The sequence below is a fragment of the Paenibacillus sp. FSL L8-0470 genome, assembly GCF_038008625.1.
Lineage (GTDB): Bacteria > Bacillota > Bacilli > Paenibacillales > Paenibacillaceae > Paenibacillus_AQ.
This window is the reverse complement of record NZ_JBBOZM010000001.1, coordinates 1,589,322-1,614,377: the sequence shown is the minus strand read 5'-3', so window position 1 is coordinate 1,614,377 and position 25,056 is coordinate 1,589,322. Positions and strand designations below refer to the sequence as shown.

28 protein-coding genes are annotated in these 25,056 nt (G+C 48.2%); 4 read left to right on the top strand and 24 right to left on the bottom strand.

Going from position 1 to position 25,056, the window contains the following annotated elements; genetic code table 11:
* Positions 1-11: 11 nt before the first annotated feature.
* From phnW to NST99_RS07590, 11 genes are all read right to left on the bottom strand, one after another.
* Positions 12-1,115 carry a 2-aminoethylphosphonate--pyruvate transaminase gene (gene phnW / locus NST99_RS07640; RefSeq protein ID WP_341090833.1) on the bottom strand — a complete coding sequence of 368 codons (1,104 nt, stop codon included), beginning with the start codon at positions 1,113-1,115 and terminating at the stop codon, positions 12-14.
* Between the two features lie 11 nt (positions 1,116-1,126).
* Entirely contained in the window at positions 1,127-2,446 is a 1,320-nt protein-coding gene (locus NST99_RS07635) for an MATE family efflux transporter (RefSeq protein WP_341090832.1), read from the bottom strand.
* 35 nt (positions 2,447-2,481) lie between these two features.
* Complete coding sequence (locus NST99_RS07630; protein WP_341090830.1) at positions 2,482-3,438, bottom strand: PHP domain-containing protein; 957 nt, start codon at positions 3,436-3,438, stop codon at positions 2,482-2,484.
* Between the two features lie 2 nt (positions 3,439-3,440).
* Positions 3,441-4,418 (bottom strand): PHP domain-containing protein, encoded by a 978-nt coding sequence (locus tag NST99_RS07625; protein WP_341090829.1) that lies wholly within the window; start codon positions 4,416-4,418, stop codon positions 3,441-3,443.
* Between the two features lie 378 nt (positions 4,419-4,796).
* Positions 4,797-6,209 carry an ADP-ribosylglycohydrolase family protein gene (locus NST99_RS07620; protein ID WP_341090828.1) on the bottom strand — a complete coding sequence of 471 codons (1,413 nt, stop codon included), beginning with the start codon at positions 6,207-6,209 and terminating at the stop codon, positions 4,797-4,799.
* Between the two features lie 83 nt (positions 6,210-6,292).
* Positions 6,293-7,159 carry an AraC family transcriptional regulator gene (locus NST99_RS07615; RefSeq protein WP_341090827.1) on the bottom strand — a complete coding sequence of 289 codons (867 nt, stop codon included), beginning with the start codon at positions 7,157-7,159 and terminating at the stop codon, positions 6,293-6,295.
* A gap of 97 nt (positions 7,160-7,256) precedes the next feature.
* The gene (locus NST99_RS07610) at positions 7,257-7,547 is read right to left on the bottom strand and encodes a hypothetical protein (RefSeq protein ID WP_341090825.1); all 291 of its coding nucleotides are present in this window, start codon (positions 7,545-7,547) and stop codon (positions 7,257-7,259) included.
* Positions 7,548-7,859: 312 nt separating this feature from the next.
* Positions 7,860-8,204: a phosphotransferase-like protein gene (locus NST99_RS07605; RefSeq protein WP_341097585.1), complete on the bottom strand. Its 345-nt coding sequence runs from the start codon at positions 8,202-8,204 to the stop codon at positions 7,860-7,862.
* Positions 8,204-8,962, bottom strand: coding sequence for a methyltransferase domain-containing protein (locus NST99_RS07600; protein WP_341090823.1), 759 nt, complete (start codon positions 8,960-8,962; stop codon positions 8,204-8,206). Before NST99_RS07600 ends, NST99_RS07605 begins: the two co-directional genes overlap by 1 nt.
* Positions 8,963-9,036: 74 nt before the next feature.
* Complete coding sequence (locus tag NST99_RS07595; protein ID WP_341090821.1) at positions 9,037-9,849, bottom strand: protein phosphatase 2C domain-containing protein; 813 nt, start codon at positions 9,847-9,849, stop codon at positions 9,037-9,039.
* A gap of 28 nt (positions 9,850-9,877) precedes the next feature.
* A complete protein-coding gene (locus tag NST99_RS07590; protein ID WP_341090820.1) occupies positions 9,878-10,348 on the bottom strand; it encodes a peptidase M56 in 471 nt (156 codons plus the stop codon).
* A gap of 181 nt (positions 10,349-10,529) precedes the next feature.
* Between NST99_RS07590 and NST99_RS07585 the strand changes: the two genes are divergently transcribed.
* On the top strand, positions 10,530-11,159 hold the full coding sequence (locus NST99_RS07585) for a CPBP family intramembrane glutamic endopeptidase (protein WP_341097584.1): 630 nt from the start codon (positions 10,530-10,532) through the stop codon (positions 11,157-11,159).
* Positions 11,160-11,234: 75 nt separating this feature from the next.
* Here NST99_RS07585 and NST99_RS07580 read toward each other — a convergent pair whose 3' ends face one another.
* Positions 11,235-11,864 (bottom strand): YfbR-like 5'-deoxynucleotidase, encoded by a 630-nt coding sequence (locus NST99_RS07580; RefSeq protein ID WP_038587382.1) that lies wholly within the window; start codon positions 11,862-11,864, stop codon positions 11,235-11,237.
* 334 nt (positions 11,865-12,198) lie between these two features.
* On the opposite strand from NST99_RS07580, the gene NST99_RS07575 reads away from it, so the two are divergent.
* Complete coding sequence (locus NST99_RS07575; protein ID WP_341090819.1) at positions 12,199-12,417, top strand: PspC domain-containing protein; 219 nt, start codon at positions 12,199-12,201, stop codon at positions 12,415-12,417.
* 60 nt (positions 12,418-12,477) lie between these two features.
* A complete protein-coding gene (locus NST99_RS07570; protein ID WP_341090818.1) occupies positions 12,478-13,164 on the top strand; it encodes a PspA/IM30 family protein in 687 nt (228 codons plus the stop codon).
* A 73-nt stretch (positions 13,165-13,237) separates the two neighbouring features.
* On the opposite strand, the gene NST99_RS07565 is transcribed toward NST99_RS07570, so the two are convergent.
* The 11 genes from NST99_RS07565 to NST99_RS07515 form a co-directional block, all read right to left on the bottom strand.
* On the bottom strand, positions 13,238-14,575 hold the full coding sequence (locus NST99_RS07565) for an LLM class flavin-dependent oxidoreductase (RefSeq protein ID WP_341090817.1): 1,338 nt from the start codon (positions 14,573-14,575) through the stop codon (positions 13,238-13,240).
* 18 nt (positions 14,576-14,593) lie between these two features.
* Complete coding sequence (locus NST99_RS07560; RefSeq protein ID WP_341090816.1) at positions 14,594-15,073, bottom strand: DinB family protein; 480 nt, start codon at positions 15,071-15,073, stop codon at positions 14,594-14,596.
* A complete protein-coding gene (gene solA, locus NST99_RS07555) occupies positions 15,073-16,248 on the bottom strand; it encodes an N-methyl-L-tryptophan oxidase (protein ID WP_445745017.1) in 1,176 nt (391 codons plus the stop codon). Before solA ends, NST99_RS07560 begins: the two co-directional genes overlap by 1 nt.
* Positions 16,245-17,426 carry an amidohydrolase gene (locus tag NST99_RS07550; RefSeq protein WP_341090814.1) on the bottom strand — a complete coding sequence of 394 codons (1,182 nt, stop codon included), beginning with the start codon at positions 17,424-17,426 and terminating at the stop codon, positions 16,245-16,247. Before NST99_RS07550 ends, solA begins: the two co-directional genes overlap by 4 nt.
* A 50-nt stretch (positions 17,427-17,476) precedes the next feature.
* Complete coding sequence (locus tag NST99_RS07545) at positions 17,477-18,493, bottom strand: LLM class flavin-dependent oxidoreductase (RefSeq protein WP_341090813.1); 1,017 nt, start codon at positions 18,491-18,493, stop codon at positions 17,477-17,479.
* Between the two features lie 11 nt (positions 18,494-18,504).
* On the bottom strand, positions 18,505-19,257 hold the full coding sequence (locus NST99_RS07540) for an amino acid ABC transporter ATP-binding protein (protein WP_076114529.1): 753 nt from the start codon (positions 19,255-19,257) through the stop codon (positions 18,505-18,507).
* Positions 19,254-19,964, bottom strand: coding sequence for an amino acid ABC transporter permease (locus NST99_RS07535; protein ID WP_038587370.1), 711 nt, complete (start codon positions 19,962-19,964; stop codon positions 19,254-19,256). Before NST99_RS07535 ends, NST99_RS07540 begins: the two co-directional genes overlap by 4 nt.
* On the bottom strand, positions 19,964-20,746 hold the full coding sequence (locus tag NST99_RS07530; protein ID WP_341090811.1) for an amino acid ABC transporter permease: 783 nt from the start codon (positions 20,744-20,746) through the stop codon (positions 19,964-19,966). Before NST99_RS07530 ends, NST99_RS07535 begins: the two co-directional genes overlap by 1 nt.
* A gap of 33 nt (positions 20,747-20,779) precedes the next feature.
* Entirely contained in the window at positions 20,780-21,676 is an 897-nt protein-coding gene (locus NST99_RS07525; protein ID WP_341090810.1) for a transporter substrate-binding domain-containing protein, read from the bottom strand.
* A 4-nt stretch (positions 21,677-21,680) separates the two neighbouring features.
* Positions 21,681-22,196 carry a GNAT family N-acetyltransferase gene (locus NST99_RS07520; protein WP_341090809.1) on the bottom strand — a complete coding sequence of 172 codons (516 nt, stop codon included), beginning with the start codon at positions 22,194-22,196 and terminating at the stop codon, positions 21,681-21,683.
* Between the two features lie 123 nt (positions 22,197-22,319).
* A complete protein-coding gene (locus tag NST99_RS07515; RefSeq protein ID WP_341090807.1) occupies positions 22,320-23,213 on the bottom strand; it encodes a LysR family transcriptional regulator in 894 nt (297 codons plus the stop codon).
* A gap of 225 nt (positions 23,214-23,438) precedes the next feature.
* On the opposite strand from NST99_RS07515, the gene NST99_RS07510 reads away from it, so the two are divergent.
* Positions 23,439-23,822 carry a hypothetical protein gene (locus NST99_RS07510; protein WP_341090806.1) on the top strand — a complete coding sequence of 128 codons (384 nt, stop codon included), beginning with the start codon at positions 23,439-23,441 and terminating at the stop codon, positions 23,820-23,822.
* Positions 23,823-24,429: 607 nt separating this feature from the next.
* On the opposite strand, the gene NST99_RS07505 is transcribed toward NST99_RS07510, so the two are convergent.
* Positions 24,430-24,834, bottom strand: coding sequence for a hypothetical protein (locus NST99_RS07505; protein ID WP_341090805.1), 405 nt, complete (start codon positions 24,832-24,834; stop codon positions 24,430-24,432).
* Positions 24,835-25,056 lie beyond the last annotated feature (222 nt).

The window sequence follows — 25,056 nt, the reverse complement described above, 5'->3', positions numbered from 1 at the left end:
TCGCTCTCCATTCATTCCCCATTGTTTGTCGCATAGGACAATATTGCCGCACACAAACCCACCATATCTTCTAGATGCACATCGCCAATTGAACCGATCCGGAATACTTGTACGTCGCTTAATTTACCTGGATAGATTACATACCCTCGCTCCTTCAGAAAGAGATACATAGACTCAAAGCTGAAATGCTCAAAGTCCGGATACCTGAACGTAGTGATAATCGGTGACTGCAGCGGTTCGGGAAGGTATGCTTTAAATCCCGCACTTTCCATTAAATGAACTAATGTTTGTTGATTCTCAAGATATCTGACATAACGCCGCTCGACTCCGCCTTCTGCCTCTAATTCAACTAAGGCCTGAGAGAAAGCCCGTACCACATGCGTCGGAGAGGTGAACCGCCACTTCCCCTCCTCCTGCTCCATCACTTGCCATTGATCATACAGATCTAATGATAATGACCTTGCATTGTGCTTACACTTTGCCAATTCATCCTTGTTACAGAGAACAAAGCTGAAGCCAGGTACGCCTTGAATACATTTATTCGAGCTGCTGACTAAGTAATCAATGCCCCACTTCTCAACTTCTACCGGTATCCCTCCAAAGCTGCTCATGGCATCGACAATAGCTATTTTCCCGTGCCCCTTAATCGTCTGTACCAGCTGTTCGAGCGGATTAAGAATACCTGTCGTTGTCTCACAATGTACGAACGCAACATGGGTTATCGCTGGATCTTGCTTCATCAAGGTATCCACTTGCTCTACATCAATAATCTGGTTCGGGGCGAATTCTAACGTTCGGCAACCAATTCCGAGTATTCGCGCAATTTGCTCGATCCGTTTGCCATACGCTCCATTAGCCAGAATAAGGAGTTTGCCATCCTGGGGGATAACCGTTCCAATCGTTGCTTCGATTCCAAAGGTTCCACTTCCTTGCATTAACACTGACGTATAACGGGCTTCCAAGGCTCTGCCTACATGAAGTAACTTGCTCCGAATCAACTGAACGATATGTTTATAACTATCATCCCAGGTACACCAGTCCTTCAGCATCACTGCTTTGACGGAAGGTGTTGTGGATAACGGTCCCGGTGTTAATAACAAATAGTGGTCTCCCATCGTAATCCCTCCTACATATTTCGAACAAGATTTCTTGCCCATTTATTCGATCTGTATCTGAAATAGCCAAAACCTGCCTTCGCAACTTCCTCGAAAACGAACAGCATATACACGATCTCGACGGGCAGGTGGAAGACATATACTCCAACAAACACTAACGGTAGTGCAATCAGCCAGGTTGTGACTAATACCAGCTTCATTGTGTACAGGTTATCGCCGCCCGCTCTGAACATGCCGACAATCCACAGGTTATTTAAGAAGAACATGATCATCACTACAGCTTGAATGACCATCACATGCCGGAAGGAGGTTCGCACCTCAATGCTAATGTTGGGGAATAGATGTACAATGTACGGATTTAGCAGCAATATAAGAGCTCCAACGACTACCCCCGAATAGAGGGCAATCCGTGTGAATTTACGGGCATAGATAAGGTATTCACCCGATTCGACTTGACTTAACTTCTCGCCAATCATGACTCTGGCTGCGTAGGCAAATCCGAAAATCCCCATCATGAAATATCGGTTAAACGTGAGCGCTAATTGGTAAGTTGCTAGAGCAGCCACTCCTAAATGACCAAAGGCTACCGCATATAACATATTGCCAACCGACCACATCCCTTCATGGAACAAGAGCGGCAGTGTGGTTATGTATATTTTCCGGGCGAAATCCCAGCGGATAGAAAGAACTTCTTTCAGCGTGACATTGAAATAATATTTGTTCCAATAGACGTAACCTAATAGAATAACCGCGCTGAGCATAGAGGATATTAAGGTTGACCAGGCCGCTCCAACAATACCGTACACAGGAAAACCAAGCTTTCCATAAATAAGTGCATAGTCCAGTAAAATATTGACGAACATACCCATAACCCCAACAATCAGAGTCAGCTTCACCTTACCTATCGAACCCAATGAGTTGCTAAAAGCATCTTTAATAGAATTAATTAAGAAAACGAATACGATCACAGATAAATATTGAATGCCATAGGCGATTGCCGGTTCATCCTGGATAAAAAGTGCGATTAACGGCGCTTTAAACACAGAGACAAGCATAAATACAATCAATGAAAGGAGGATGCTTGAGATCAGCATAAGAGCAAATGCTTTTTTAACATTTACAAAGTCTTTTACTCCATAAAATTGTGTAATGTAAGCTGAAATACCATAAATCGCTGCAAGAAGCATCCCAAGAATAAAGCTGATTTGACCCACTGCAGCCGTTATGGCAATCGCCGTATCCCCTAATCCTCCGACCATTAATGTGTTGATCAAAGAAAATGAATTCCCGAGTAGCATTTGAAGTACGGAGGGGATGACTAACCTCTTCATATCTTTACGAAATTCAGAACCGCTCATCTCTGCCCCTATTGCAGCTCATCCGGAAAAATTGGATTTGACCAGGCAATATTCCCTTCGAAATCAATGCATTCCACGCGAATATATTGCTCTGTACCCTCTATCTTGAACCCGCCGCTGGTAATGGGTGAAGCATCTTTGTTATATAACGCACGCCCATTATTGGGATGTGTAATAAACTTAATGAATTTTACCGGTGAGCATTTGATTTGCAAGAAGCCATTCTCTACCCGCAGATCCAGAATTTCCGGTCCCTGTGAAGAATAGAACTGTCCGCTCTTTAGCGCCGTGATCAACGTTTGCTGCTCCAGCTTGTCCGCATCGACCGAAATCCATCCACCGAAAAATTCCGAGATGACCTCATCTATTCGCCCTCCATGAGCATCATCGGCAGCCACGCCGAACACTTTACGCCCGTTCTTCAGTAAATAATCCCAATGGCGAACGCCGTACCCCACAGCTTCGTCGATTTCGGACTGGTGATTATAGATTTCTACCGCAAAATAGTTCTCTAGCTTCAACAAATCCTCAGCGCGGTTTCTGGACCATTCCGGATGATTCATAATAATTAAATTCCCTTTATGCCTCATCTCTTCAATCAGGGTCTGAATCGTATCCAAGCTTTTATATTCAGGCTTCGCATGTTCTTCGTCGTGCTCGAATCCGTATTCTGAGCCTAACGATTTATCGAAAAGCCCGTGTATATGGTATTGCTGGCCCGTTTCTTTCCGGCTCATTTCACATGCCATTTCATAACCATCCAGCATGATAAATTTTTCGTCGTCATAGCTATCGGATTTGAAATAAATTTCATGATCGCTTAAACACATGAAGTCATAACCCTTATTCTTATAAGCTTCGATTACAACCTCAGGAGCATATTGCCCATCGCTGCGAGTTGAATGGGTATGGAGATTCCCTTTAAATTTGCGCTTACTCTCGTCTAAATAGATTTTTGATTGCATAGCTATTCTCCTCCCTGCAGCAAATCGGATACAAATACAGGGTTGGACCATGCCACCTTCCCTGCAAAGTCAATACATTCCACTCGGATATATTGCATATCCTTATCGACCTCCATGGACGCTTGGGTCAAGGGCTCACCGCTCTCAAAATCCCCTAAAAAAGCTCCTCTTTGGGGAAAAGATTTAAACATAATAAATTTACAGGGAGAGCACTCGATCATAAGTTCACCGTCCACCACTCGCAGATCGTAAATTTCCGGACCGCTGCTGGAATAAAATTCACCTTGCTTCAAGCTGTTCACAAGATCCACTGGGTTCAGCGCTGTCGATTGCACCTGTACCCAGCCTCCTCCGTATTCAGGAATTCTCCAATTTGGATCATGTTCGTGAGAATCATCCGCGGCAATACCGAATACTCGTTTGCCATTCTGCAGCGCATGATCCCAATAAGCTGCGCCATAAGAGCTTGTAGTCGACCACTCCGTAGCATGGTTGTAAATCTCTATTGCGAAAAATCCATCATATTTAACCATGTCCTCAAATCGAGTCAAGTGCCATTCCGGATGGTTGAAGATGACCAAATTCCCGTGCGCTCGCATTTCGTCAATAAGCAGTTGGGGCGAGTGGTCCCCTACCCATGGAATCGGCACCGGGAACTGCTCTAAATGTTCGAATCTTTCCAGCTCTGAATCTGCGGTAGGATCATTTAACACACCGAAATGGTAGCCTGGATTTTTATCTGCAACCTGGTTTAATCCCCCTCGTTCCATCCCTGGGAGAGTGACAAAGTCAACCGTATTGAATTCTTCCGTTCTGGCATAAATATCGTGGTCGGTAATCGAAATGAAATGATAGCCCTTGGCTTTAAAAGCTTCTACTACTTGTACTGCAGGTAAACTGCCATCCGACCAAGTGGTATGAAGATGCAGGTTGCCTTTATATTTAGTCTTTTCCCGGTCTAAATAAACTCTATTAATCATAACTTGCCCTCCTAATAATTCACGTTGTTTTCATGTGTTTTCATTTTGTTTTCTGTTGTTATTTTGATCATACAACCTGAAGTAAGAGCCTTTCAAGCCATTCGCTTATAATTAACAGTGGGCTAACAAAATTCATCATCCGTTAATAAAATTGCGGCTTACGGTCATCAAAAACGGACATGAAAATAGAAACGGAAGAGTTCTTTTATGGACGTCTCCCGTTTCTCAGAGCAATAAATATTATATTTTCAATCATACTCTGCTTTTGTTAGTCCAATATTATTCGTAATCATAAATACAGCAAGCAGCCATACCTTTGTACCAACTAAAAAAACCTAAAAGGTTGCTAGACCTTTTAGGTTTCTATATTATTCTTTATTAGCAACAGGAGTCTGGGTTTAGCTTCTTAAACACCTCAAAGCTCCGGGCCGCACATTCAGAAATCGGGATGGGATGGAATCCATTGATTTCTGCATACAGTATATCATTTAATGGTGCAGTCCAGGCGCTAGGGATTGCCTCTGCTCCCAGCATAGCGCCCATAATAGAGCCGACTGTGGCCCCGTTACAATCTGTATCCCAGCCACCCAGAACCGCTGTGGTAATGGCTTTTTCGAAGTCCCCTTGACCGAAGATCAGTGAAGCCGCCACCAAAGCCGCATTATTGTTAGTATGAACCGGATTATAGTGCTTGAAGGCTTCCCATATCCGGTCAACCAACTCCACTTGATTCTTCGTGCTACGTGCAATCGCAACAGCTTCCCTAACATCCTTCGCCAATCTGCTGGTAGCAGGAATCTCGCTTAAGCCAATTTCGACGATCCGCTCGGGATCACGTTCCGAGAATGCAGCAGCAATCATGGCGGCTACGAACATTTCTCCATATATGCCGTTCTTTACATGAGAGAAAGAAGCATCACGCCATGCCAGTTCAGCCGCTAGCTCCGGTTTGCCGGCTGCGCCATAGGCTAATCCGTCTGCCCGGATCTGGGCGCCGATCCATTCGCGATAAGGATTCAGATAGGTACGGACCCAAGCCTTCTGCTCTTCCCAGTCTGAATTCCGGGCATTCCCTTCATTTTTCAATAAATTGTTAAGATGTGATGTTACCTGTGCAAAGTTTAAATACGCCTGCGTTTCAGCTGTACATACCTGAGAATAAGACAAAACCCTATGCCATAAGAGACCCACATGCCAAGAATCCCATTCCAGCCCTTTTTCTTCCAGCATAATGAGGCCAAGAACTGTATACCGGATATCATCGTCGCTCTCCATGTAGCAGATGTTCTCACGCAGGCTCTTAGGGGAGACATTAGCAATGTTAAGGCCAACTTCCTTTTGTGCACGGGATTGTGCAGGTACGTAAGTCGTTATAGGCCATGCGTCTGCACCTTGGAACCAAAGTTGAACATTCTTCCAGCCTGGATTGCCGAAGCTGCCGGCCATATATTCCCACTGCTCAAGGGGTTTGCCAAGTGCACAGCCAACACTCCGTCCAAGCCACGCTCCATAAAATTTGTCCCGCCAGACTGGCTCGGAATGTTGCGGCTGAAGCACTCTCGGCCCTTCTGGACGCTTTTTACGGATTTCATCCAATTCAGATGGCTCGGCAAACGGGAAATCGGGTCTAATCGGAAGCCTCATCAATTGCTCATATATTGCCATCAATTGCTCCCGATCATTGCCTGCCGCCTCAATCTTTTCAATAAAGCCCTCTGTATTGCAGCCCTCATCTCTGCGCTGAATAACCTCTTCTTTCACCAATCGTTGTAAGCTATCCCATCCTGCCATGATCCGCACCCCAAACTTTGTATTTTATATTCATTATAGAACCCGTTTGGAGGAGAGGCTTCTCAATAACTATAGGGAAATTCTCAAATATTGCGAAATGTTTGATATTGCTGCCGGTATTCACTTGGAGAAAGCCCAATAATTGACCCAAATAAACGGTAGAACGTCGATACGCTTTGAAACCCACTTGAGAAGCATACTTCGGTTACATCCAGGCTTGTATTCACGAGTAAACGCTTCGCCTCGTTGAGTCTGACCTGCAGGAGGCAATCCTTGAAATGGCGCCCGGTTGCTTCTAGAAATACATGGCTTGCACGTGAAGGGCTGACTCCCAGATATTCAGCAACCTCCTGAAGGCTTAGAGCTTCCGTGTAATGTTCCTTAATGTAATCCATCAGTTTCCGGTACTCCCTGATCGTACGTGTCAGCTTCTGCCAATCCTTCTGGTGCAGTGGGATCGAGCGATTCCGAAGCAGGAGGGTACATATATGCAGCAGTGTTGCTTTTACCATGCTGGAGTACCCCTCCTGTTTATCGACAAGCTCGGATCGGACCCGTTCGATGAGCTGTCTCAATTCAATGGCTAGGGGTTCGCTGTGTGGAATTCGGTTCTGATAGAGTCCGTTAGAATAACAGAAAGGAATCAGCAGCCTCTCGTCCTCTGTAAGCAACAACCCCGGATCGAAATTCAGAAAAATATATGTACTTGGGTCCTCTTCATCAGACCAGGCAATGTGCAGCTCCGAATGGTTAACTATGAATACGTCACCAACCTGAACAGGGTACGTGTTTTCTCCGAAATGAAACCATCCCTTTCCCGAAATACAACAGCCGATCTCTAGACTGGAATGATAATGCAGGGGCTGCATGAATGTGTTCGGTGACCAAACAAAAGCATTTACGGGTATTTCATGCTCATACTGTATGTTTAATTGCTCTCCTTCACTCATGCATTCACCCTCCTATCGTCCAATATTCATAGAGTAGCATAAGCGGAGTAAATTGGGATATAACGTGTATACTCAATGAAATTAGTACTAATTACTCTTATTTTAATGAGGATGTTAAGTCCATTAGCCAAGGCGTTAGGAAAAAAGAGAGAAAAGTTGTAGCAAAACAGATAAGCAGCAAAAGCTGCAGTTTTTTTTGTAAGAGGTGGTGTGCAAAAAACAGATAAACTACGATGCACAATAAAAAAAGGATAGTATTAAAAAGTAAAGAATCATAGTGAGTTACTGTGAATAAGCTACCACCGCCAATAGAAAAGATTATCCCTATAACTAAAAACCACATACCCACTCCAACTGCAGCGCTTAAAGCAATAAACATAAAACTCATTATCATTTTGTACTCCTTTGACCCGGTTTAAAATTATATTCCCATTCCATCCATCCGCTGACCGAAATATCAGGATTAAATTGTAAATACACCCTTCAAAAATCATTATCGGAATATTTTATTAGTACATGTAGGTTTCTTTTGGTTTAAATGAAATCGTTGATTCCACTCCTTTAAGGTTGGTTGGCACGACGCCCCGCACCTATCTTTTGAAGAAAAACATTCCGCTGCACATAAAGAAGGCTCAAGCTTGTCCGCTAGAGCCCTCTTTACGTGTTATTTACGATTCCATGAATAGCTATTCCATAGGTACTATTCTAGTTCTGCTTGCATCTGCTGTAGGATTTTCTCCACACAACCTTCCAAACCATCCCTAAACGTATCGACCTTCAGGTCATACACCTCTTCCTTATGGACGAACTCCAGCTGCTCTTTGGCTTGCCCGATTCTGCGGTCTCCTCTTTCTTTTTCCCTGCGCTCAAGCTCATCTAGCGGGCAAAACACACCCACAGACATCACCGGATATCCGGACAGGCTTTTTTGCCAGTCCTCTCTTGTAAAGGCGTCATGAATCACATGATCCACGATAAGATTAACCCCGGTATCCGCGAACATCGCAATCGTCCGGTGAAAATCATGCTTAACTCCTCCGGCAATTAATTGCTTTTCTTAGCGATAATATGTGTAAATATGGCTATATCCCTGTATGGACTGTGATTGCCGAGTTCAAGCTCCAGCCGCATAGTCTGGTTATGCCATTCTTCAGTCTGCTTGAGCTCATTGTCAGCGATATATCCGTACAGATTATGTATTCCAAAATGACCTTCAATCTCATAACCCGCTTCATTGAGCCATTCCACTAACTGAGAGTAAGGATATACTGTGATATCCGTTTGAATAATTCCGCTATACTCCCGGCTGCTGCCTATACTTGCAAGCGCATCTTCAGGATCTTTATTGAGAATTGCCTTTTTCATTACCTTCGCCACCGGATTATGAGCGATCAGTGACAAGTAGCCATTTGTGGCTTGGCAGTTGCTGATCTGCTGGATAAAAGACTGTGGATTCTCCGTATATTCAAGAATGTTATGGCAAAAGATCCAATCGTATTTCCCCAAACTCCCGGATGCCTCTTCAAAAGAATTCTCCAAATAAGACACTTCCGGTCCAGCCTTTTTGGCGAGCTCGATCATCTCATGGGCAGGTTCTACCGCTGTTACCCGATGCCCTTTCCTGCTGTACTCATTACTGGAAATACCGAACCCGCAGCCGATATCCATTATAGCCTGTGTTTGCTCACCTAAGAACCGGTCTATTTGATCCCAAGCCGTCTGATAAAATAATCGGCCCCAAGGCATTTGCGTATAATGCCAATAGGAATCCAATGCCGCTGCAAAAGTACCCGCCTTACTCATCATTTATCCCTCTTTTCAACTTTGATTATGTTACTTAACATCATTGGTGTTGTGGATCAAGTCTCCAACAGTATTCACTGGTCACTTGGCATCGTTGCTGTCCTATTATTATCGAAGCTCCAGGCAATGACAGTAGCACTGTCACGGCCTTTTTCCTGATGCACCTCCATTAGCGTAGCACCGACACACTCCTTCATATCCCTTGCCGAATAGAAAGCATCAAACAGCTTTTGCGGATTTGCATAAGACTGTGCCCCATATTCCAGAAGACCGTCAGTCGTGATGACGAGCACTTGATGTCCTTCTCTCAGCTCTCTGACTCCAGTTGAATAGCAGGGAACAGGCTGGGCAAAGGTGTTGGCATACCCGATCCATTCATAATAATTCCGCTGGTTCAATAAGAATTGCCCCCGGGCAGCGAGGTCCGGATGAAGCAGGTAGAGTGAGTTGTCACCGACAGACAGCCACCATATGTAATTCTCTTTACGGGCGCAGATCAGGCATGCCGTTTCACCGGTCACTTCCCTGCATCTGTTAATGAAGGCTTCCGAGGTAAAGAGGGATAATAGATACTCCTGTAAAGCATCAAAAGCCTGTGATATGGGCTGTGATAGACGTCCGATAATTTCACTGGCTGCACAGTCTATGGTGCTAACCAGCAGCTCTGCGCTTTCTGCCGTTTTATGGGCATCCAGCAACATAACGAACTCCCAGCTTCCGTCCGGGTCAAGCAATACAAAGAGGCCGTCTTCGTTTTTGTCCGCACCTGCTGCAGTATTTCCGCCATAACAGCCAATAGCCATATTACCAAAATTCATGGTCGCAGGATCGTCAAGGTACATTGCGTGACTGCCCACCCAGCTGAACCTAATCTTATCCCGTTCCATTTTCGCCTCTATCTCCTATCTAATCACTCTAATACCTCTCTACAATGGACCAGACAATCTTATCGTCCGGGGCATTTTTGGGATACACGAAGCTTGCTTTGATCCGGTTTTCTTTGTCGTAATACACCCTTGCTTTTAGGCCCTGGGCGGAGTCGTAGCTTCGAACCGTGTATTGGTCTCCCAGTTTGCTTTCCACCTCGTTCAGCTCTGTCAGTTCGTCACCAGCCTGGCTCATTATTCCATGCTCAGACAAGGTTTTTAATTTGATAATGGCTCCGTCACTTTCATACACAACGAGGAAATCCTCATAATATCTGTATTCAGCAGCTTTAGTGCTTTTATCCACAAAACTTGGATTCTTCTTATACTCATCCCACTGCACATCCGCGATATTCTCGTTTACAGCGATTCCATTGATCGTCAGTGAAGACAAGTCCGTAGATTCAACACCGAACGCCGCCACCTGATCTCTCAGCAGAAAGGCAAGGATAGCGACCATAACAATGACAATAACAGTAAGAGCCCAAACTGCTTTAAGTTTCTTTTTTCTACTACTGCCACTCCGTTTTTTCATATACCCGCACGCTTTCTTTATGTTAAATTTGTCATATCCACCCAATCCGTAAAACAAGAAAATCAAATTAACTATGCTGTAATCCGCCGGGAGGACTGAAGTGCAAATGCTGTGGTCTTTGTTCATCGCGATTCTATTATCGTTTTCGTTCAGGATTGTTCAAAAAGTAATTGGGCTTATCTATAAGCAGCATCTACGGTTCTCTGTCTATTATTGGGGAATTATGGTTATCATTGCAAGCTTATTATTAAAAAACACTTATGTCTACAGCTTCCCGAAGAATCTGTCTACGGTGCTGCCTTTGTTCCTTATCATTCTGATTGTCAATTGCCTCATCTCGAGATCCTCCGGCTATTCTCCCGCAGGCAGGTTTGACCGGTTCAACTTTGTGATTATCTATCCCGTGCTCGAAGAGATTGCCTTCCGGGGGCTGGCTCTGCCTGTTCTCACCCGTCATCATAGCCTCGGCCAAATTCATCATACGCCTGTAATCGAACTCAGCTTCGCTGTTGTAATCACAGCTGCGCTGTTTGCAGTCTCCCATTTGCAATATTATAAGCTGAACAGCCAGAGCATCCGATTTATGATATTCGCATTTGCCGGCGGGCTGTTCTTTGGGCTAATCGCCCAGGTGACGGAGTCTATTGCACTCACTGTCCCACTGCATATCGCTTTCAACGGTTCAGCGGCCTTTTATGCGTATTTGATCGCCAAGAAACAACCCAACTCTACGTAAAGCTGATCCCTGCTGCCAAGTTTCGTTCTTCATTTATTTCTATGTATACAAAAAAAAAAAGCCCCCGACCCTAAACTACAGAGCCAGTGCCTCTTCCGTGATCCGTTTGATATCGATGGAGGACAGTGTTTCCTCATTGACCATATCCGGCAAAATCTCAGCCAGGAAATATTCCACGCATTTCAAGTCTATGTTCTTGATCTTGATCAGAGCATTGCGGTACATAACCACAAACTCCTTCTCCGTATTACCTCTTTGCAGTTCGGCGAATGCCTCGTAGACCTGATCCATCTTGTCGGCTACCTCCAGAATCAGCCCCTCCAGCGATTCATCCTTGCCTTCACGCAATTGATGAAAGAAGATGCTTTTGAAATCCTCGGGAATGTGCTCTTCAATGAAATTGTGAACCATACCTTCCTCCACCTGCTGGATTAAAGAACGCAGCTGCAGCGAGGAATGTTTGACCGGTGTTTTGATATCGCCGATAAAAATTTCACCGTAATCGTGGCTGCTCGTAATCTCGTATAGCTTCTTCCAGTCAATAACCGCACCATGCTTTTCTTCGATATCTGCCAGGGTTTTGGCGTACTGCACGACCTTCCAGGAATGGGCCGCTACACTGTGCTCCTCGAATTTGAATTTCCCCGGACAGCGGATGATCCGTTCCAGTTCGTTCAGAGAGCGGAAATATTTATGAATACCCATGGGGCCAGTCCTCCCTTATCTTCAGGAATAGAGATAATAACAGTATAGGTCCCCATTGTTAAATGCGGATAAAGCAGTTGACGTCTTATGTTAAAAGAGAGAAAGGCGTTCTCCCGGCACAACATATTACAAATGGCAGAAGGCCTTCCGTTCCCCGTTGTACTCGTTCATCCCCGCCTTACTGCGGAACCTTTCCCCGCCTCAGGTCTGGACTCAAAAACAGTCTTCAGGCCGTTTTGCCGAACTTCATATAGCCTTACAATAAGTACATAGACACCGGATATTAATAAAGATTCATTCTGGTAAATCCCAATGGAGAGGACGCGATTCAACCATGACAAATTTATTCCGTTCCGAAAGAGACAAAAAGCTTACCGGCTTATGCGGAGGATTGGCCCGTACACTGAACATTGACGCCACACTTATTAGACTGCTTGTTGCGGTCACTGCCGTCTTCAGCTTCGGCACCGTTGCTCTCATTTATATAGTGGCCAGCCTCATTGTCCCTAAAGAGCCTATTACCAGCTTCACGGATGACTACCATTCTTTTTGATCAATTTAAATTAAACCATTGAAACCATTAAATTCATCCAAACCTAAAGGAGAAATGAACATGAGTATATTCCAAAGAATCACCACCCTGACGAAGGCAGCAATCCACGAAGGTCTGAATAAACTGGAGGATCCAATCCTGCTGACTGGACAATATTTGCGGGAACTCGATGATAAAATTGCAGGCGCTGAAAATAAACAACGCGAATTCACGGCAGCTGCCAATGTGCTGGAGCGTCGCATCTCCGAATATCAAATCCTTGCGGAACGCAGTGAAGCGGATGCGGTCAAAGCGATGAGCGAAGGGAATGAGCCTGCAGCCAGAGCCGCAGTAATGGCTAAGCTGCGCTACCTGGAAAGCGAAGCAGAATGCACGTCAGTTCTGGAAGAAACACGGCAGACTCTGGCTGCCCTGGAAGTCAGCATCCAAAGTGCCAAAGCAGAGCATGAGCGCCTAAAAGCCAAAAGAACCGAGCTGGCTGCCCGTGCGCGCAAAGCGGAGGAACTGGCGAGACAGCAGGCTCAGAACAGCGGTCACCCCGCTTATCCCGGAACCCGGGGCCACGTTATCAACGCCGGTACGGCATCACGCGGTTTCGAACGGATGGAAGACAAAATCAGCGAGTGGGAAGCACATGCGGAAACCTCCGCACACCATTCTGCTGAGGCAGCTGATTCCCCGATTAACAGTGCAGTAGAAGCCGAGCTGGAACGGCTCCGCAGCAAAAAAACGGACAGCAGCAAGTAACTAAAATACACAAAAAGGATACTTCCCTTTCAAGGGAGAGTATCCTTTTTTTAAACTGCAGCTGATCTTTTCCTCAAATTCGCCCTGCGGGCTCCGTAGACTTGGAATAACGGTTCTCCGGTACCGGTATACCGAGATTTCCGCGCAGTGTATCGCTTTCGTATTCATTACGGAACAGTCCCCGTTCCTGCAAAATCGGCACCACCCGGTCCACGAATTCCTCCAGGCCGCTCGGTACAGCGGCAGCTATCATAAAGCCGTCTGCCCCACCGGATTCAAACCAGTGCTGGATTTGATCCGCCACCTGCTCCGGTGTGCCAATAAAGCTGCTGCGCGGGGTAGCGGATTGCAGAGCGACCTGGCGCAGTGTCAAGCCTTGCTCCTTGGCATTTTTCTTTATTTTGTCCGTTCCGCTCTGGAAGCTGTTTCGGCCCAAATCGCCAAGCTCCGGAAACGGCTCATCCAGCGGATACAGCGAGAAATCATGATGTTCAAAGAATCTGCCCAGATAATTCAGCGCGTTCTCAATCGTCACGAGGCCGGCAACCTCCTGGTATTTGCGCTCGGCTTCCTCCGGGGTATCGCCAATGATAGGCGCAATGCCCGGGAAGATCAGCACCTCATCGGGATTCCGGCCGAACGAAGCAATCCGGGCCTTCACATCCCGGTAGAATGCCTGCGCTTCCTCCAGCGTGTCATGTCCGGTAAAGATGGCATCGGCCTCTTTCGAGGCGTAATTCTTGCCGACCTCTGAAGAACCTGCCTGGAACACAACCGGCTGTCCCTGCTTCGAGCGGGCAATATTCAGCGGTCCTTTTACAGAGAAGAATTCTCCTTGATGATCCAGCGTGTGCATCTTGTCCGGATCAAAAAAGACGCCGCTCTCCTTATCGCGTAAAAACGCGTCATCCTCCCAGGAATCCCATAATCCGCGCGCCACCTCCAAATATTCCGCGGCGATGCGGTAGCGTTTGCCATGGTCAGGATGCTCTTTCTTGCTGTAATTCAGAGCGGAGCCTTCCAGCGGAGAAGTTACAACATTCCAGCCTGCCCGTCCGCCGCTGATCACATCCAGAGATCCGAACTGGCGGGCCACGGTAAAGGGCTCACTGTAGGAGGTGGACAAGGTGCCTACCAGGCCTATTTTGCTGCTGACGGCAGCCAAGGCGCTGAGAATGGTCAATGGCTCGAACCGGTTCAGGAAATGGGGAATGGATTTCTCATTAATATATAAACCGTCCGCTATAAAGATCAGGTCCAGCTTGCCTTCCTCGGCCTTTTGCACCCACTTCCTGTAGAGCTCAAAGTTCACACTCGCATCCGGCTGGGCTTCTCGATGACGCCACATCGAGGTGCTTCCTCCTACCCCGTGCAGCAGCGCCCCCAGTTTCAGTTGTCTTGGCTTGGTCATATCCATTCCTCCTCTTAATTATTGAATATAAGAAGCTGCGCCAGCACTCTGCTTGATACGTTCGATCTGGCCTAGGTGGGTCTGTACATGTGCGGTAAACAAACGTACGATGTCCGTAATCCTGACCGTTTCCCCTTTGAAGTTAAAGCCGCTTTTCTCCCAGTCTTCCGGGTTGAGCCGTCCGAGGAGTAGGCTGTTGTAGTGAAGCAGGCTGCGGAACAACTCCAGGCTGTCGGCGGCATTCCCGCTGTTGGCATACTGGCCGCTGACCCAGGCATCCTGATTAAAGACCGGCAGCTGCACTTCGGTACCCGCCAGAATATCGCGGATGCGGAATGAAACCACTATGCTGTGATCGGCCAGATGAGCCAGCACCTCGGTTACACTCCAGCTGGCCGGCCCGGCCTTCCATTTTAATTGCTCCTCCGTCAAATCCTCCAGTGCCTGAACCAGCTGCTCATGCGTATTCAAATAATCCCTGATTTGCACATTGCCCATTAGATCCCCTCCAAAAGTTGTCCGGCTTGCGATTGACCCGGTGTCTCAAAGCGTGCTAACGAAAACGGACGGATATTGTGGCGGGTCTGTCCGTCTGCCGCTAAGTCAGCCAGGATTTCCCCGACAACGCTGGAAAATTTGAAGCCATGCCCCGAGAACCCGCCGGCCAGAAGCACATTCGTATGACGAGGATGACGGTCGATAATAAAGTCCTCATCCGGTGTATGCTCATATTTGCAGACTGCCCCCTTCAGCAGCCGTCCGGCTGCGCCGGGCATATACGCCTCCAGGACACGGCGGAGATCCCCTTCGTCACTCTCTTCAGTGCCGAAAGGGGCCAGCTTCTGACCCGGCTTCCATTCCAAGCCCGTGTCATGCCGCCCGATCTTCAGGCCGGCTCCGCCAATACTGGGAAAGCCGTAATATCCGCCTTCCTCGGTGCCCAGTGTAAATCCGGGGAAGTTTCCGCTGTCAAAAGCCGGCGCACTCTGAAACCAGCCGACAACCTTGCGGATCGCCTTAATCGGCAGTGTGATGAATGGCGACAGCGCGCCAAACCAGGCTCCGGCACTCAGAATGGCCGCCCCTCCATGAACATCTCCGTTCTTCGTGTGGACCGTGACACTTCCTTCGCGCGCAGTCACATGAAGTACTGCCGTATTCGTCAGCAGCTCTGCACCATGAGCCAATGCCAGTTGCCGGTAAGCGGCGATGCATCTCTCACTGTAGAGATATCCGGCATCCGGCTCATACATGGCTTCGAACAAATCCGGGAGGTTCAAGGCAGGCCACCTCCGGCGGATTTCCTGCGCATCCAGCTGCTCTACTCGTACCTTCTGCTTCCCGGCTTCCGCCAGCTGGCCGCGGAAAGAATATACTGCGCTGTCTGCCAGATTCAGGACTCCCGAAGGCACAAGCAGCTCGGTTCCGCTTTGCTGCTCCGCTTCTTTCCACAGCACATGGGCACGCAGGGCCAAGTCAGTATAGGTGGGGTCACCGCTGTAGGCATGCCTGATCAACCGCGGCTCTCCGTGATGGCTTCCTTCCGTATGCGGCGGATCGAAGGCATCGATCAGCAATGTCTTGATCCCCCGCCGGGCGAGATGATAACCGGCACTCATGCCCATAGAACCCGCCCCGACGATAATCACGTCATAAACAGAGTGGTTCGTTATGTCACTGCACCTCCCTCCGAAGAGAACTGTTCCAAATAACGTACAGCCAGATTGCTGAAGAATGCGGCGCCTACCGGAAGTGCACGTTCATCGAGATTGAAGGAAGGATGATGCCATTCCCGGCTTCCGGCAGTGCCCATAAAGACGAACAATCCGGGAACCACCCGCTGATAAAAGGCGAAATCTTCGCCAGCCGGTGAAGGCACCGGCTTCACGGAGGTGTAGCCGAGCTCCTCTGCTGTCTGCTCTCCAAGCCGTGCAAGCGCGGCATCATTGACTACCGGCGGCGGGCCTTCGATCCAGCGAACAGCCGCTTCTGCTCCTAAAGCAGCGGCTACACCGGTCGCCACCTGGCTGAATCGCTCAAGCACCTCACCGCGCACCTGTTCATTGAAGGTGCGAATCGTACCTTCCAGCACTGCTGACTCCGGGATAATATTCCATGAGTTCCCGCTGTGAAGTTGCGTCACACTGATTACTGCGCTGTGCAATGCGCTGACATTGCGGCTGACGATAGACTGGAGTGCAGTCACCACATGTGAAGCTGTCACGATAGGGTCGACTCCGGCTTCCGGCACAGCAGCATGTGATCCTGCTCCTTTAATCTCAACCACAAAACCATCCGCAGCAGCCATCAACGGGCCGCTTGTAATGCCGATGGTTCCGACCGCCAGATCCGGCTTATTGTGCATTCCAATCACTGCACGGACATCTTTCAGCACCCCGCTGGCTATCAGCTGCTGCGCACCCTTCGCCTTCTCCTCCGCAGGCTGGAACAGCAGGCGTACGGTTCCCTTCAATTCCTTCTCCCGTTGTTTAAGCTGATAAGCAGCGCCGATCAGTGCCGCAGTATGAAAATCATGACCGCAGGCGTGCATTTTACCGGGATATTGTGAGGCATAGGATAATCCGGTTTCTTCCTGAATCGGCAAGGCATCAATATCGGCACGCAGGGCGATTACCGGACCCTCCTGCAGTCCGCCAATCTCCGCGACAACGCCGGTCTTCAGCCCATAATCCAGGGTAGTTACTCCGGCCTGCTCCAGCAGGACTGTAATATATTTCGTGGTTTCATACTCTTCGTTGGACAGCTCCGGGTAACGGTGCAAATGACGCCGGATCCCGGTAATGATTTCATAGAACGCCTCCGCGCTGGGCTCGACGGTTTTGCTTGTCATGAAAGCCCTCCTTCCCTTCGATAATGTTTATCGGACTTAGCTCCTTCTTGTCAGGCCTCCGCAGGCACTTCGGCCAGTGCTTCATGCAGCAGTTCAAAGGAACGGACCCGCTTATCGAAGGGCTGCACATTGGTCGTGACGATAAACTCGTCGATGCCTGATGCTGAGGACAACGCCAGCAATTGTTGCCGCACGCTGGCTTTTGTCCCCTTTGTAATTTCCGGCTCCCGCTCTTCTATGGTGTAATCTTCCGTACTCTGCCGGGTAAATTCCTCCGCCTGCTCCCGGGTAGCAACCGTCAGTGTCTTGCCGCTGGCCAGATTAATCCGGATCAGCTTATGCGCTCCGGCCAGTTCTTTGGCCTCCTCCTCGGTTTCGGCAGCCAGGATAGACAGCGCAATAATTGCCCGGGGTTCTTTTCCCGGCGAAGTCTCGAAGTTGTTGCGGTAAGTCTCGATCGCTTCCAACGCTATCGCCTGATCCCCATTGATGAATAAAGAGAATACGTACGGCAACCCCAGTCCGGCAGCGATTTCCGCACTGGCTACACTCGCGCCAAGCACATAAATTTCGGGAGGTGTCCCTGGAATCGGGCCTGCTTTCAGCCCCGCCAGCGGATGGTCTTCCTCCAGCCGGTTATGTACATATTTTTCGAGTTCGATAATCTTGTCCGTCAGGCTGGAGGGTTCAAAGCTACCCTGCTGCAATGCCTGTGTGCTCCTTGGCAGCCCCCCGGGAGCACGGCCAACCCCCAGATCCACCCGGCCCGGTGCAAGCGAAGCCAGCACGTTAAAGTTCTCCGCTACCTTATAAGGGCTGTAATGCTGAAGCATAATGCCGCCGGAGCCTATGCGGATGCGTTCTGTCTTGGCGAGCAGATGAGAAATCAACACCTCCGGGGATGAACCCGCTACCTGCCCGGAGTCATGATGCTCCGACACCCAGAAACGGCGGAATCCCAGCTGCTCGGATAATTGTGCCAGCTTAATCGTATGCAAGAAGGCTTCTTCCGGCGTTTCCCCCGGATAAATTGGACTTTGGTCGAGGACGCTTATTGTAATCGCCATATTTTGGCCTCCTAAATGGAATAGTTCAGTTCCGGTGTAATCCGCTTCAGGAACTGCTTCGTTCTTTCTTCGCGCGGATGATTAAATAACTCTGTCGGTGTCCCTTCCTCAACAATCACACCGCCGTCCATGAACACGACGTGATTAGCGACATCGCGGGCAAAACCCATTTCATGCGTCACGACAATCATTGTGATGCCTTCCTTGGCAATTTTGCGGATGACGGCCAGCACCTCGCCCACCAGCTCCGGGTCCAGCGCCGACGTAGGCTCGTCGAACAGAATCACTTCCGGCTCCAGCGCCAGGGCGCGGGCAATGCCTACCCGCTGCTGCTGCCCGCCTGACAGCTGGCTTGGATACGCGTCCAGCTTGGCTCCAAGCCCCACCTTCTCCAGCAAAGCGATACTCCGTTTTTTCGCTTCCTCCTTCGGAAGCTTTTTGACGATAAGCAGCCCTTCCATCACATTTTCCAGCGCAGTTTTATGCCGGAAAAGATTATACTGCTGGAAGACCATCGCCGTTTTTTGCCGCAGCTGATGAATCTCTTTTTTGCGTGCATGCCTGCAGTTCACTTTGAAATCGCCGATGGCAATCTCCCCGTCACTGGGCTTCTCCAGGTAGTTCACGCAGCGCAGTAGGGTAGTTTTGCCTGAGCCGCTGGGGCCGAGAATGACAACAACCTCGCCTTTGGTGACGGTTAAATCAATATTGTTCAGCACCTGATTCCGGCCAAACGACTTCGAAATACGCTCCAGCTTGATCATGCCACTCCACCTCGATTGTAAAGATTGATCCGTTTCTCGATCAGGGACGTCAGCCGCTCGATCAGGAACGTAAGCCCCCAGAAGATCAGCGCCGCCGCCAGGTACGCCTCAAAGAACTTCCAGTTCGTCGAAGCCACAATCTGCGCCTTGGCGTTGATATCCACAACGGAAACGGTAAAAGCAAGCGTTGACCCATGCAGCATACCAATAACGGAATTGGACAGATTGGGCAGACTTGCCGCCAGCGCCTGGGGAAAGACAATCCGCCGCAAGGCCTGAGGGGTGGTCATACCTATGGAATGTGCAGCTTCAAGCTGGCCCCGGTCCACGGCAAGCAGACCGGAACGGACGACCTCGGACATATAAGCACCCGCTGTAATTGAGAACGAAATATAGGCAAAACCGATCATCGGAACCGACACCGACCTGAACCCCCAGCCAAAGTGGGCGGCCAGTCCGTCAATAAGGACAGGAAGTCCAAAATAAATCAGCAGCAGATGCGTCAGCATCGGAGTGCCCCGGATAAAAGTCACATATCCAACCGCCAGCGGATACAGGACAGGCACTCTGTAAATCCGGATCAATGCGACACAAATGCCGATAAGAAAGCCCACTGACACGGAGACAACTGTAATATATAAGGTGGTAGGAATGGCGCTCAAGATTTGCAGGAACGCCGTCCAGATAAATGATGGGTCCAGTTTCATTATCCTGCGCCTCCTTTACCCGATCCCATTTCCGCAATAATGCGCCGGTAGGACCAATTTTTGTGGACTCTAAACGATTTTTTCTCAGGGGTGCTCCGCTTCTCATGCCGCAGCAGCCGGTGCTCCGCCACAAGCAGCAGCTTCTCAATCGAATAGCTGATGACCAGATAGATCAGGGCAAGGGCAATGTAGGTTTCGATAAAATGCTGTGTCAAACTGCCAAGCGTCTGTGCTTTGCCCGTCATTTCCATCACACCGAGCGTGAAGGCCAGCGATGTATCTTTCAGCAGCGCAATCACCAGATTGGAGAATACCGGAATCGCGATGCCAAGCGCCTGTGGCAATACGATCCGCGTAAAAGCCTGGAACCCTGTCATTCCCGTAGCATAGGCAGCCTCCACCTGCCCCTTATCCACCGCCATCACAGAAGCCCGGATCATTTCGGACATGTATGCCCCCGTATGCAGGCCGTAGGTTAGAATCACAAAGACAAGCACCGGCGTCCGGGTCATATCCACATGAACCAGTTTTAGAATTTCAGGCAGCCCGTAATAGAACAGGAAGAGCTGGATCAGAATCGGCGTTCCCCGGAAAAAAGAAATATAGATTTCGGAGCAGGTTTTCAGCACCGGCACTTTGTACAGGCGGGGCAGAGCCACGAGAAAACCGACTATAATTCCTGCCAGCAGCGAGCAGGCGACAATCAGCAGTGTGGTGTTTAACGTCCCCAGCAGCTTAGGCAAAAATGAAAATACATAGCTGATATCAAATGGTTCGCCCATAAACTCCCTCCCTTCCCACACTCACAGGCTTAATCATTGAACCGAATTCGCTGTAACATCCGCACCCAGCCATTCCGTGCTCAGCTTGCCAAGTGTACCGTCTGTCTTAAGCTCCTTGATCGCACCGTCAATCGCATCCGACAGCTTCTGCGAATCAGCATCATCCTTGCGCAGCACATAAAGAATGTCTGCCGACGAAAGCTCGTCGCCCGTTGCCTTCAGCTGGCTCTGCGGATCAATAATCGGAAGGACAAAATCGGCAGCCAGCGTGGCGTCTACACGGCCGGAGCTGATCTGGGCAGCTGTATCGTTAGCCGTACCGTTTTGGTACACGATATTAATCGCATTGTCATGCTCTTTATTGTAGTTCTCAAGAATTTGCGCCTGTGCACTGGTTGCACCCGTCAGCACCTTTTTACCTTTCAGATCATCCAGCGAATGGATCGACTCATTGTCCTTAGCCACCACAATGCGGTTTCTCCAGTGGGCGTAAGCTTCTTTGTTAAAAGAATACTTCAGCTCGCGCTCCGGATTTTTTTCCATAACATGGGCGACCAGGTCGATTTTTTTGGTTTCCAGACTCAGCAGCAGGTTGCTGAAATCCATCGTCTGCAGTTCGAATTCATATTCCGGCAGGCGATTGTCAATTTCTTTAATCAGCTCCACATCAAACCCGGTCAGCTTGCCGTTCTCGTCGATGTAACAGACTTTTGGAAAACCTGTGCCTGTGCCCACGATGATCTTCGTTACCTTAGCCGGCTCTGCCGAAGCATTACCCTCTTTCGCATTAGCAGGCGCTGCAGCTTCTGCCACATTCCCGCTCTTGCTGCTGTCCGTGTTGTTGCCGCCAGCACTGTTGCTGTTATTTCCGCAGCCGGCAATCGCCAGCGTGAGTATTGATGCAAATACCAGTGAGATTGACTTCTTCATGTTTCTATCCCCTTTGAATGAAATGTGGTTTGTTTATAAGTGTCTTTTTCAGCAGATACATGATGCCGTCGCCATTTTGCGGATCAAGCTCCAGGAACCGTTCATAACCCCGCCGCTCATACATCAGAGCCAGCCAGGGATGTTTTTTCGCCGTTGCCAGAGTGACTTCAGGCGAGCCCAATTGTCCGAGAATAATATGCTCCTCTACCCAATCCAGCAGCTTTCCGCCGTAGCCCTTGTTACTGTATTCCGGACTCACGGCGAACCATTTGATAAAAGGTAGCGGGCTGAGCTTCTTCACCTCTTCTTCTTTCGACAAAGTGATTGTCGCAATAATCGTTCCGCTGACTTCAAGCACATAACATTCATTAGTTGAAATATTGTCTTCAATCAGCGCCAGATCGGCGTTTGCCGCCGGCCAATGCAGCCCCAGATCACGAATCAGCTGATAGGCACGATATGTAATATCCAGTAATTGCTCCGCATCCTTCTGTTCTGCCAACCGGTATACTTCACCCATCGTATGCCCTCCAACCTTTCGGATTTTAATTTTATAATCCCTATCGAATTAGTCGTGATTATGATTATGCAATTAACTTTATCACCGCAGGTATCCATGCGCTAATAGAGTTTTTTAATACATCTATACAAGAAGTCGATCTCCGGCTTTACCTATGCTAAGTTCCAGCAGGGTTTCGATAAACTCCGCATTTTCCCCGTTCAGGGAAATCAGGCTGGTCCGCAGCGAAATCCCTTCCGTCTCCGCGACATCTACCCGGATCAGCGTCCCTGCCGCCACTTCCTCCTGCACACTGAGTGCCGGTAGAAAGCAAATCCCCGCTTGTTTCAGCACCAGCTTCTTGGCCGTCTCCAGGTTATCCACCTGATATTCAATATTCGGCGGCTGCTCCATACTCTCAAATACACGGTGCAGCCGCATCCAGTCCAAAGAGCCGCATTCAAAGAAAACCAGCGTCTCCTGACGGATATCCTGTATTGAGGCACGGCCTCCCTTGGCCAGGCGATGCTCCTTGTGCACATACAGCGAAATGGGGTCCTCGCAGAATGGAAAAGCTTGAATCGCCGGATTTACGACTTTACGGATAAAAGCCAGATCGAGCTCCTTCGACTTCAGCTTGCTGATCAGCACTTCCGTAGACGCTGTCGTCAGCTTGATCGTGATATGCGGATACCTGCGCTTCAGATGAAGCAGCAGATGGGGCATCAAATAATTGGACACCGAGACAGTGCTGCCGATTCTCAGCTCATTCGGAATATGTCCTTTCGATTGTATTTGATGCTTGCCGGTTTGATAGACCTGGAGAATCTGCTGGGCATAGGGGAGGAACTGCTTGCCTTTATCGGTGAGATTAATCTGCTTGCCCAGCCGGTCAAATACCCGGCAATCCAGCTCCCGTTCGAGCGATTGTATGCGGGCGGTAACAGTCGGCTGCGAGATATACAGGACTTCAGCCGCTTTATTGAAGCTTCCATAATGGTTGATGTACACAAAGGCCTCAATATTTTCAATGTTCACACCTAGCCCCCCCTTAGTCGGGTTTAATTTTACTATTCCGATGAATTAACAATGAATTATGGCGATACGTTCTTATAGATTTTGTATATATCTTATTCACGGCGTATTTTTTTGTCAACACATATTCCGTGTATTTCAGTCGGATTTCCATTAAATACTAGGTCTGCCCGTTTGACTAACGGTGTGGAAATATTCTCCTAAGGGGTAAGGAAGGAGGAGGTATTCATGCCTTCAACTAAAAACCGGATTACCCCGAAAAAAAGAATGTATTTCCATAGCGAACTGCGGCAATGTCCGCACTGCGGCACGAAATTGAAGCGGCACCATACTGCTTGTCATAAATACGTCAATACCCTGAACGGAATCTTCGATATCTGGAATATGGCATACGCCTGCCCGAATTTGGAGTGCCCGTATCCGGGATCCTATTTTCGATCCGCCGAGGCCGATGCGCTCGTGATGAAACATACTTCTTACGGATTCGATGTTCTTGCCCTCGTCGGAGAGCTTCGGTTCAAGCAGCATTACACACTTTCCGAACTGCACGAGGAGCTCAATCGACGGGGAGTCGTTACTTCCAAGCGGAATTGTGAACGACTGTACGAGTGATATCTGACGCTACTTCGCGCATCGGTCACGGACCATCTCCGCGAAGTCTTGGCGGGGGTGGCGCGCCGTTTTGCTCGAAGATGGGCATCCACCGCTCGATCTTCCGGGGATTCGGGTATACTAAGAAGCCTTAGCGATTCAAGGTTCGCTTCAACGAAGCGCTAAAAAAGGGGGTTCGCCTACAGTGAGAAACTCCTGAAGTTGTTTGAAACATTGGATAGCTTCTGCTCCTCATACCACAAAGTAAAGCATTGGCTGAAGCCTCATCAAGATGCTGCCCATATTTTGAGTGCGCCCGCACCGCAAACCGCAGAATGCGTTCGTGTGCAAATGCAGTGGCTCCGCACCGAAATGAGACGGTCCTATACCCGAAAAGAAGATACCGAAATGGTCGAGAATTTTGAGCGATATAGCACCGGATTTTGGCAAGGATTGTTTGCGTGTTACGATACGCCGTACCTACCAAGGACAAATAATGACCATGAACAACAGTGTCTCGAAAACCGTGTTTGTTTGTTAATTGGGCAGACCTAGAAAAAAAACAACAGGGCAATTTTATCGCCTGTTGTTTTTTTATATAGACAAATGCAGGAGGTATACAAAGTTACTAATAGATGACGTAGAAGGTTGATCCCGTTGAATTATTAGAACTAATTAAATTTAATTCAATCTTGTAGTAACCATATAGTTTAGTTATTAAGGATTCCTTATTGTTCAATTGTCCTAAGTAAGTTCGGTTATTATATTGATCAATAGCATGTACAGTGCAAATATCTCCAAATTGACCATTTAACACGACTTTTATTTGCCCATTCATGTAAATAGGTACGGTTTGCTGTCCAACCTGTGCCCATTCTGTTCCTTGTAAAGTAACATTGCCTAAGGGTTGCGTTTCTTGTGACAGCAACGTGTTGTTTGTAACAGCTTCTTCAGCGAAAATTGCACTTGTAGGTGCTAGAACCATCATTAGAGTAGCAAAACTAGATACTGTTATTTTTTTTATATGATTCAACGTAAACATCTCCTTTAGATATATATATTGAATTAAATAATTTAGCCATCATTAGTATGTGTTTTTTTTCACGAGTAATATAAAAAAATATTATCGTTTAATCGAAATCAAACTTTCATTTAAACTAATTCCGAGAAAAAACTTAAATACCAAAAAAAATTAAAGTAAGTTAGATGCTACTAAACTTTATTTTTCATGGCACACGCTCCTTTGGGAAACATG

Coding starts and splice junctions, on each gene's coding strand:
- NST99_RS07585 (WP_341097584.1), top strand. CDS start 10,530: ATGCTGTGGTCTTTGTTCATCGCGATTCTATTATCGTTTTCGTTCAGG.
- NST99_RS07575 (WP_341090819.1), top strand. CDS start 12,199: ATGACAAATTTATTCCGTTCCGAAAGAGACAAAAAGCTTACCGGCTTA.
- NST99_RS07590 (WP_341090820.1), bottom strand. CDS start 10,348: ATGGTCGCTATCCTTGCCTTTCTGCTGAGAGATCAGGTGGCGGCGTTC.
- NST99_RS07635 (WP_341090832.1), bottom strand. CDS start 2,446: ATGAAGAGGTTAGTCATCCCCTCCGTACTTCAAATGCTACTCGGGAAT.
- NST99_RS07595 (WP_341090821.1), bottom strand. CDS start 9,849: ATGGAACGGGATAAGATTAGGTTCAGCTGGGTGGGCAGTCACGCAATG.
- NST99_RS07570 (WP_341090818.1), top strand. CDS start 12,478: ATGAGTATATTCCAAAGAATCACCACCCTGACGAAGGCAGCAATCCAC.
- NST99_RS07550 (WP_341090814.1), bottom strand. CDS start 17,426: ATGACAAGCAAAACCGTCGAGCCCAGCGCGGAGGCGTTCTATGAAATC.
- NST99_RS07630 (WP_341090830.1), bottom strand. CDS start 3,438: ATGCAATCAAAAATCTATTTAGACGAGAGTAAGCGCAAATTTAAAGGG.
- NST99_RS07625 (WP_341090829.1), bottom strand. CDS start 4,418: ATGATTAATAGAGTTTATTTAGACCGGGAAAAGACTAAATATAAAGGC.
- NST99_RS07510 (WP_341090806.1), top strand. CDS start 23,439: ATGCCTTCAACTAAAAACCGGATTACCCCGAAAAAAAGAATGTATTTC.
- NST99_RS07525 (WP_341090810.1), bottom strand. CDS start 21,676: ATGAAGAAGTCAATCTCACTGGTATTTGCATCAATACTCACGCTGGCG.
- NST99_RS07610 (WP_341090825.1), bottom strand. CDS start 7,547: ATGAGTTTTATGTTTATTGCTTTAAGCGCTGCAGTTGGAGTGGGTATG.
- NST99_RS07545 (WP_341090813.1), bottom strand. CDS start 18,493: ATGGCGATTACAATAAGCGTCCTCGACCAAAGTCCAATTTATCCGGGG.
- NST99_RS07520 (WP_341090809.1), bottom strand. CDS start 22,196: ATGGGTGAAGTATACCGGTTGGCAGAACAGAAGGATGCGGAGCAATTA.
- NST99_RS07600 (WP_341090823.1), bottom strand. CDS start 8,962: ATGAGTAAGGCGGGTACTTTTGCAGCGGCATTGGATTCCTATTGGCAT.
- phnW (WP_341090833.1), bottom strand. CDS start 1,115: ATGGGAGACCACTATTTGTTATTAACACCGGGACCGTTATCCACAACA.
- NST99_RS07565 (WP_341090817.1), bottom strand. CDS start 14,575: ATGACCAAGCCAAGACAACTGAAACTGGGGGCGCTGCTGCACGGGGTA.
- NST99_RS07560 (WP_341090816.1), bottom strand. CDS start 15,073: ATGGGCAATGTGCAAATCAGGGATTATTTGAATACGCATGAGCAGCTG.
- NST99_RS07530 (WP_341090811.1), bottom strand. CDS start 20,746: ATGGGCGAACCATTTGATATCAGCTATGTATTTTCATTTTTGCCTAAG.
- NST99_RS07540 (WP_076114529.1), bottom strand. CDS start 19,257: ATGATCAAGCTGGAGCGTATTTCGAAGTCGTTTGGCCGGAATCAGGTG.
- NST99_RS07620 (WP_341090828.1), bottom strand. CDS start 6,209: ATGGCAGGATGGGATAGCTTACAACGATTGGTGAAAGAAGAGGTTATT.
- NST99_RS07580 (WP_038587382.1), bottom strand. CDS start 11,864: ATGGGTATTCATAAATATTTCCGCTCTCTGAACGAACTGGAACGGATC.
- NST99_RS07615 (WP_341090827.1), bottom strand. CDS start 7,159: ATGAGTGAAGGAGAGCAATTAAACATACAGTATGAGCATGAAATACCC.
- NST99_RS07535 (WP_038587370.1), bottom strand. CDS start 19,964: ATGAAACTGGACCCATCATTTATCTGGACGGCGTTCCTGCAAATCTTG.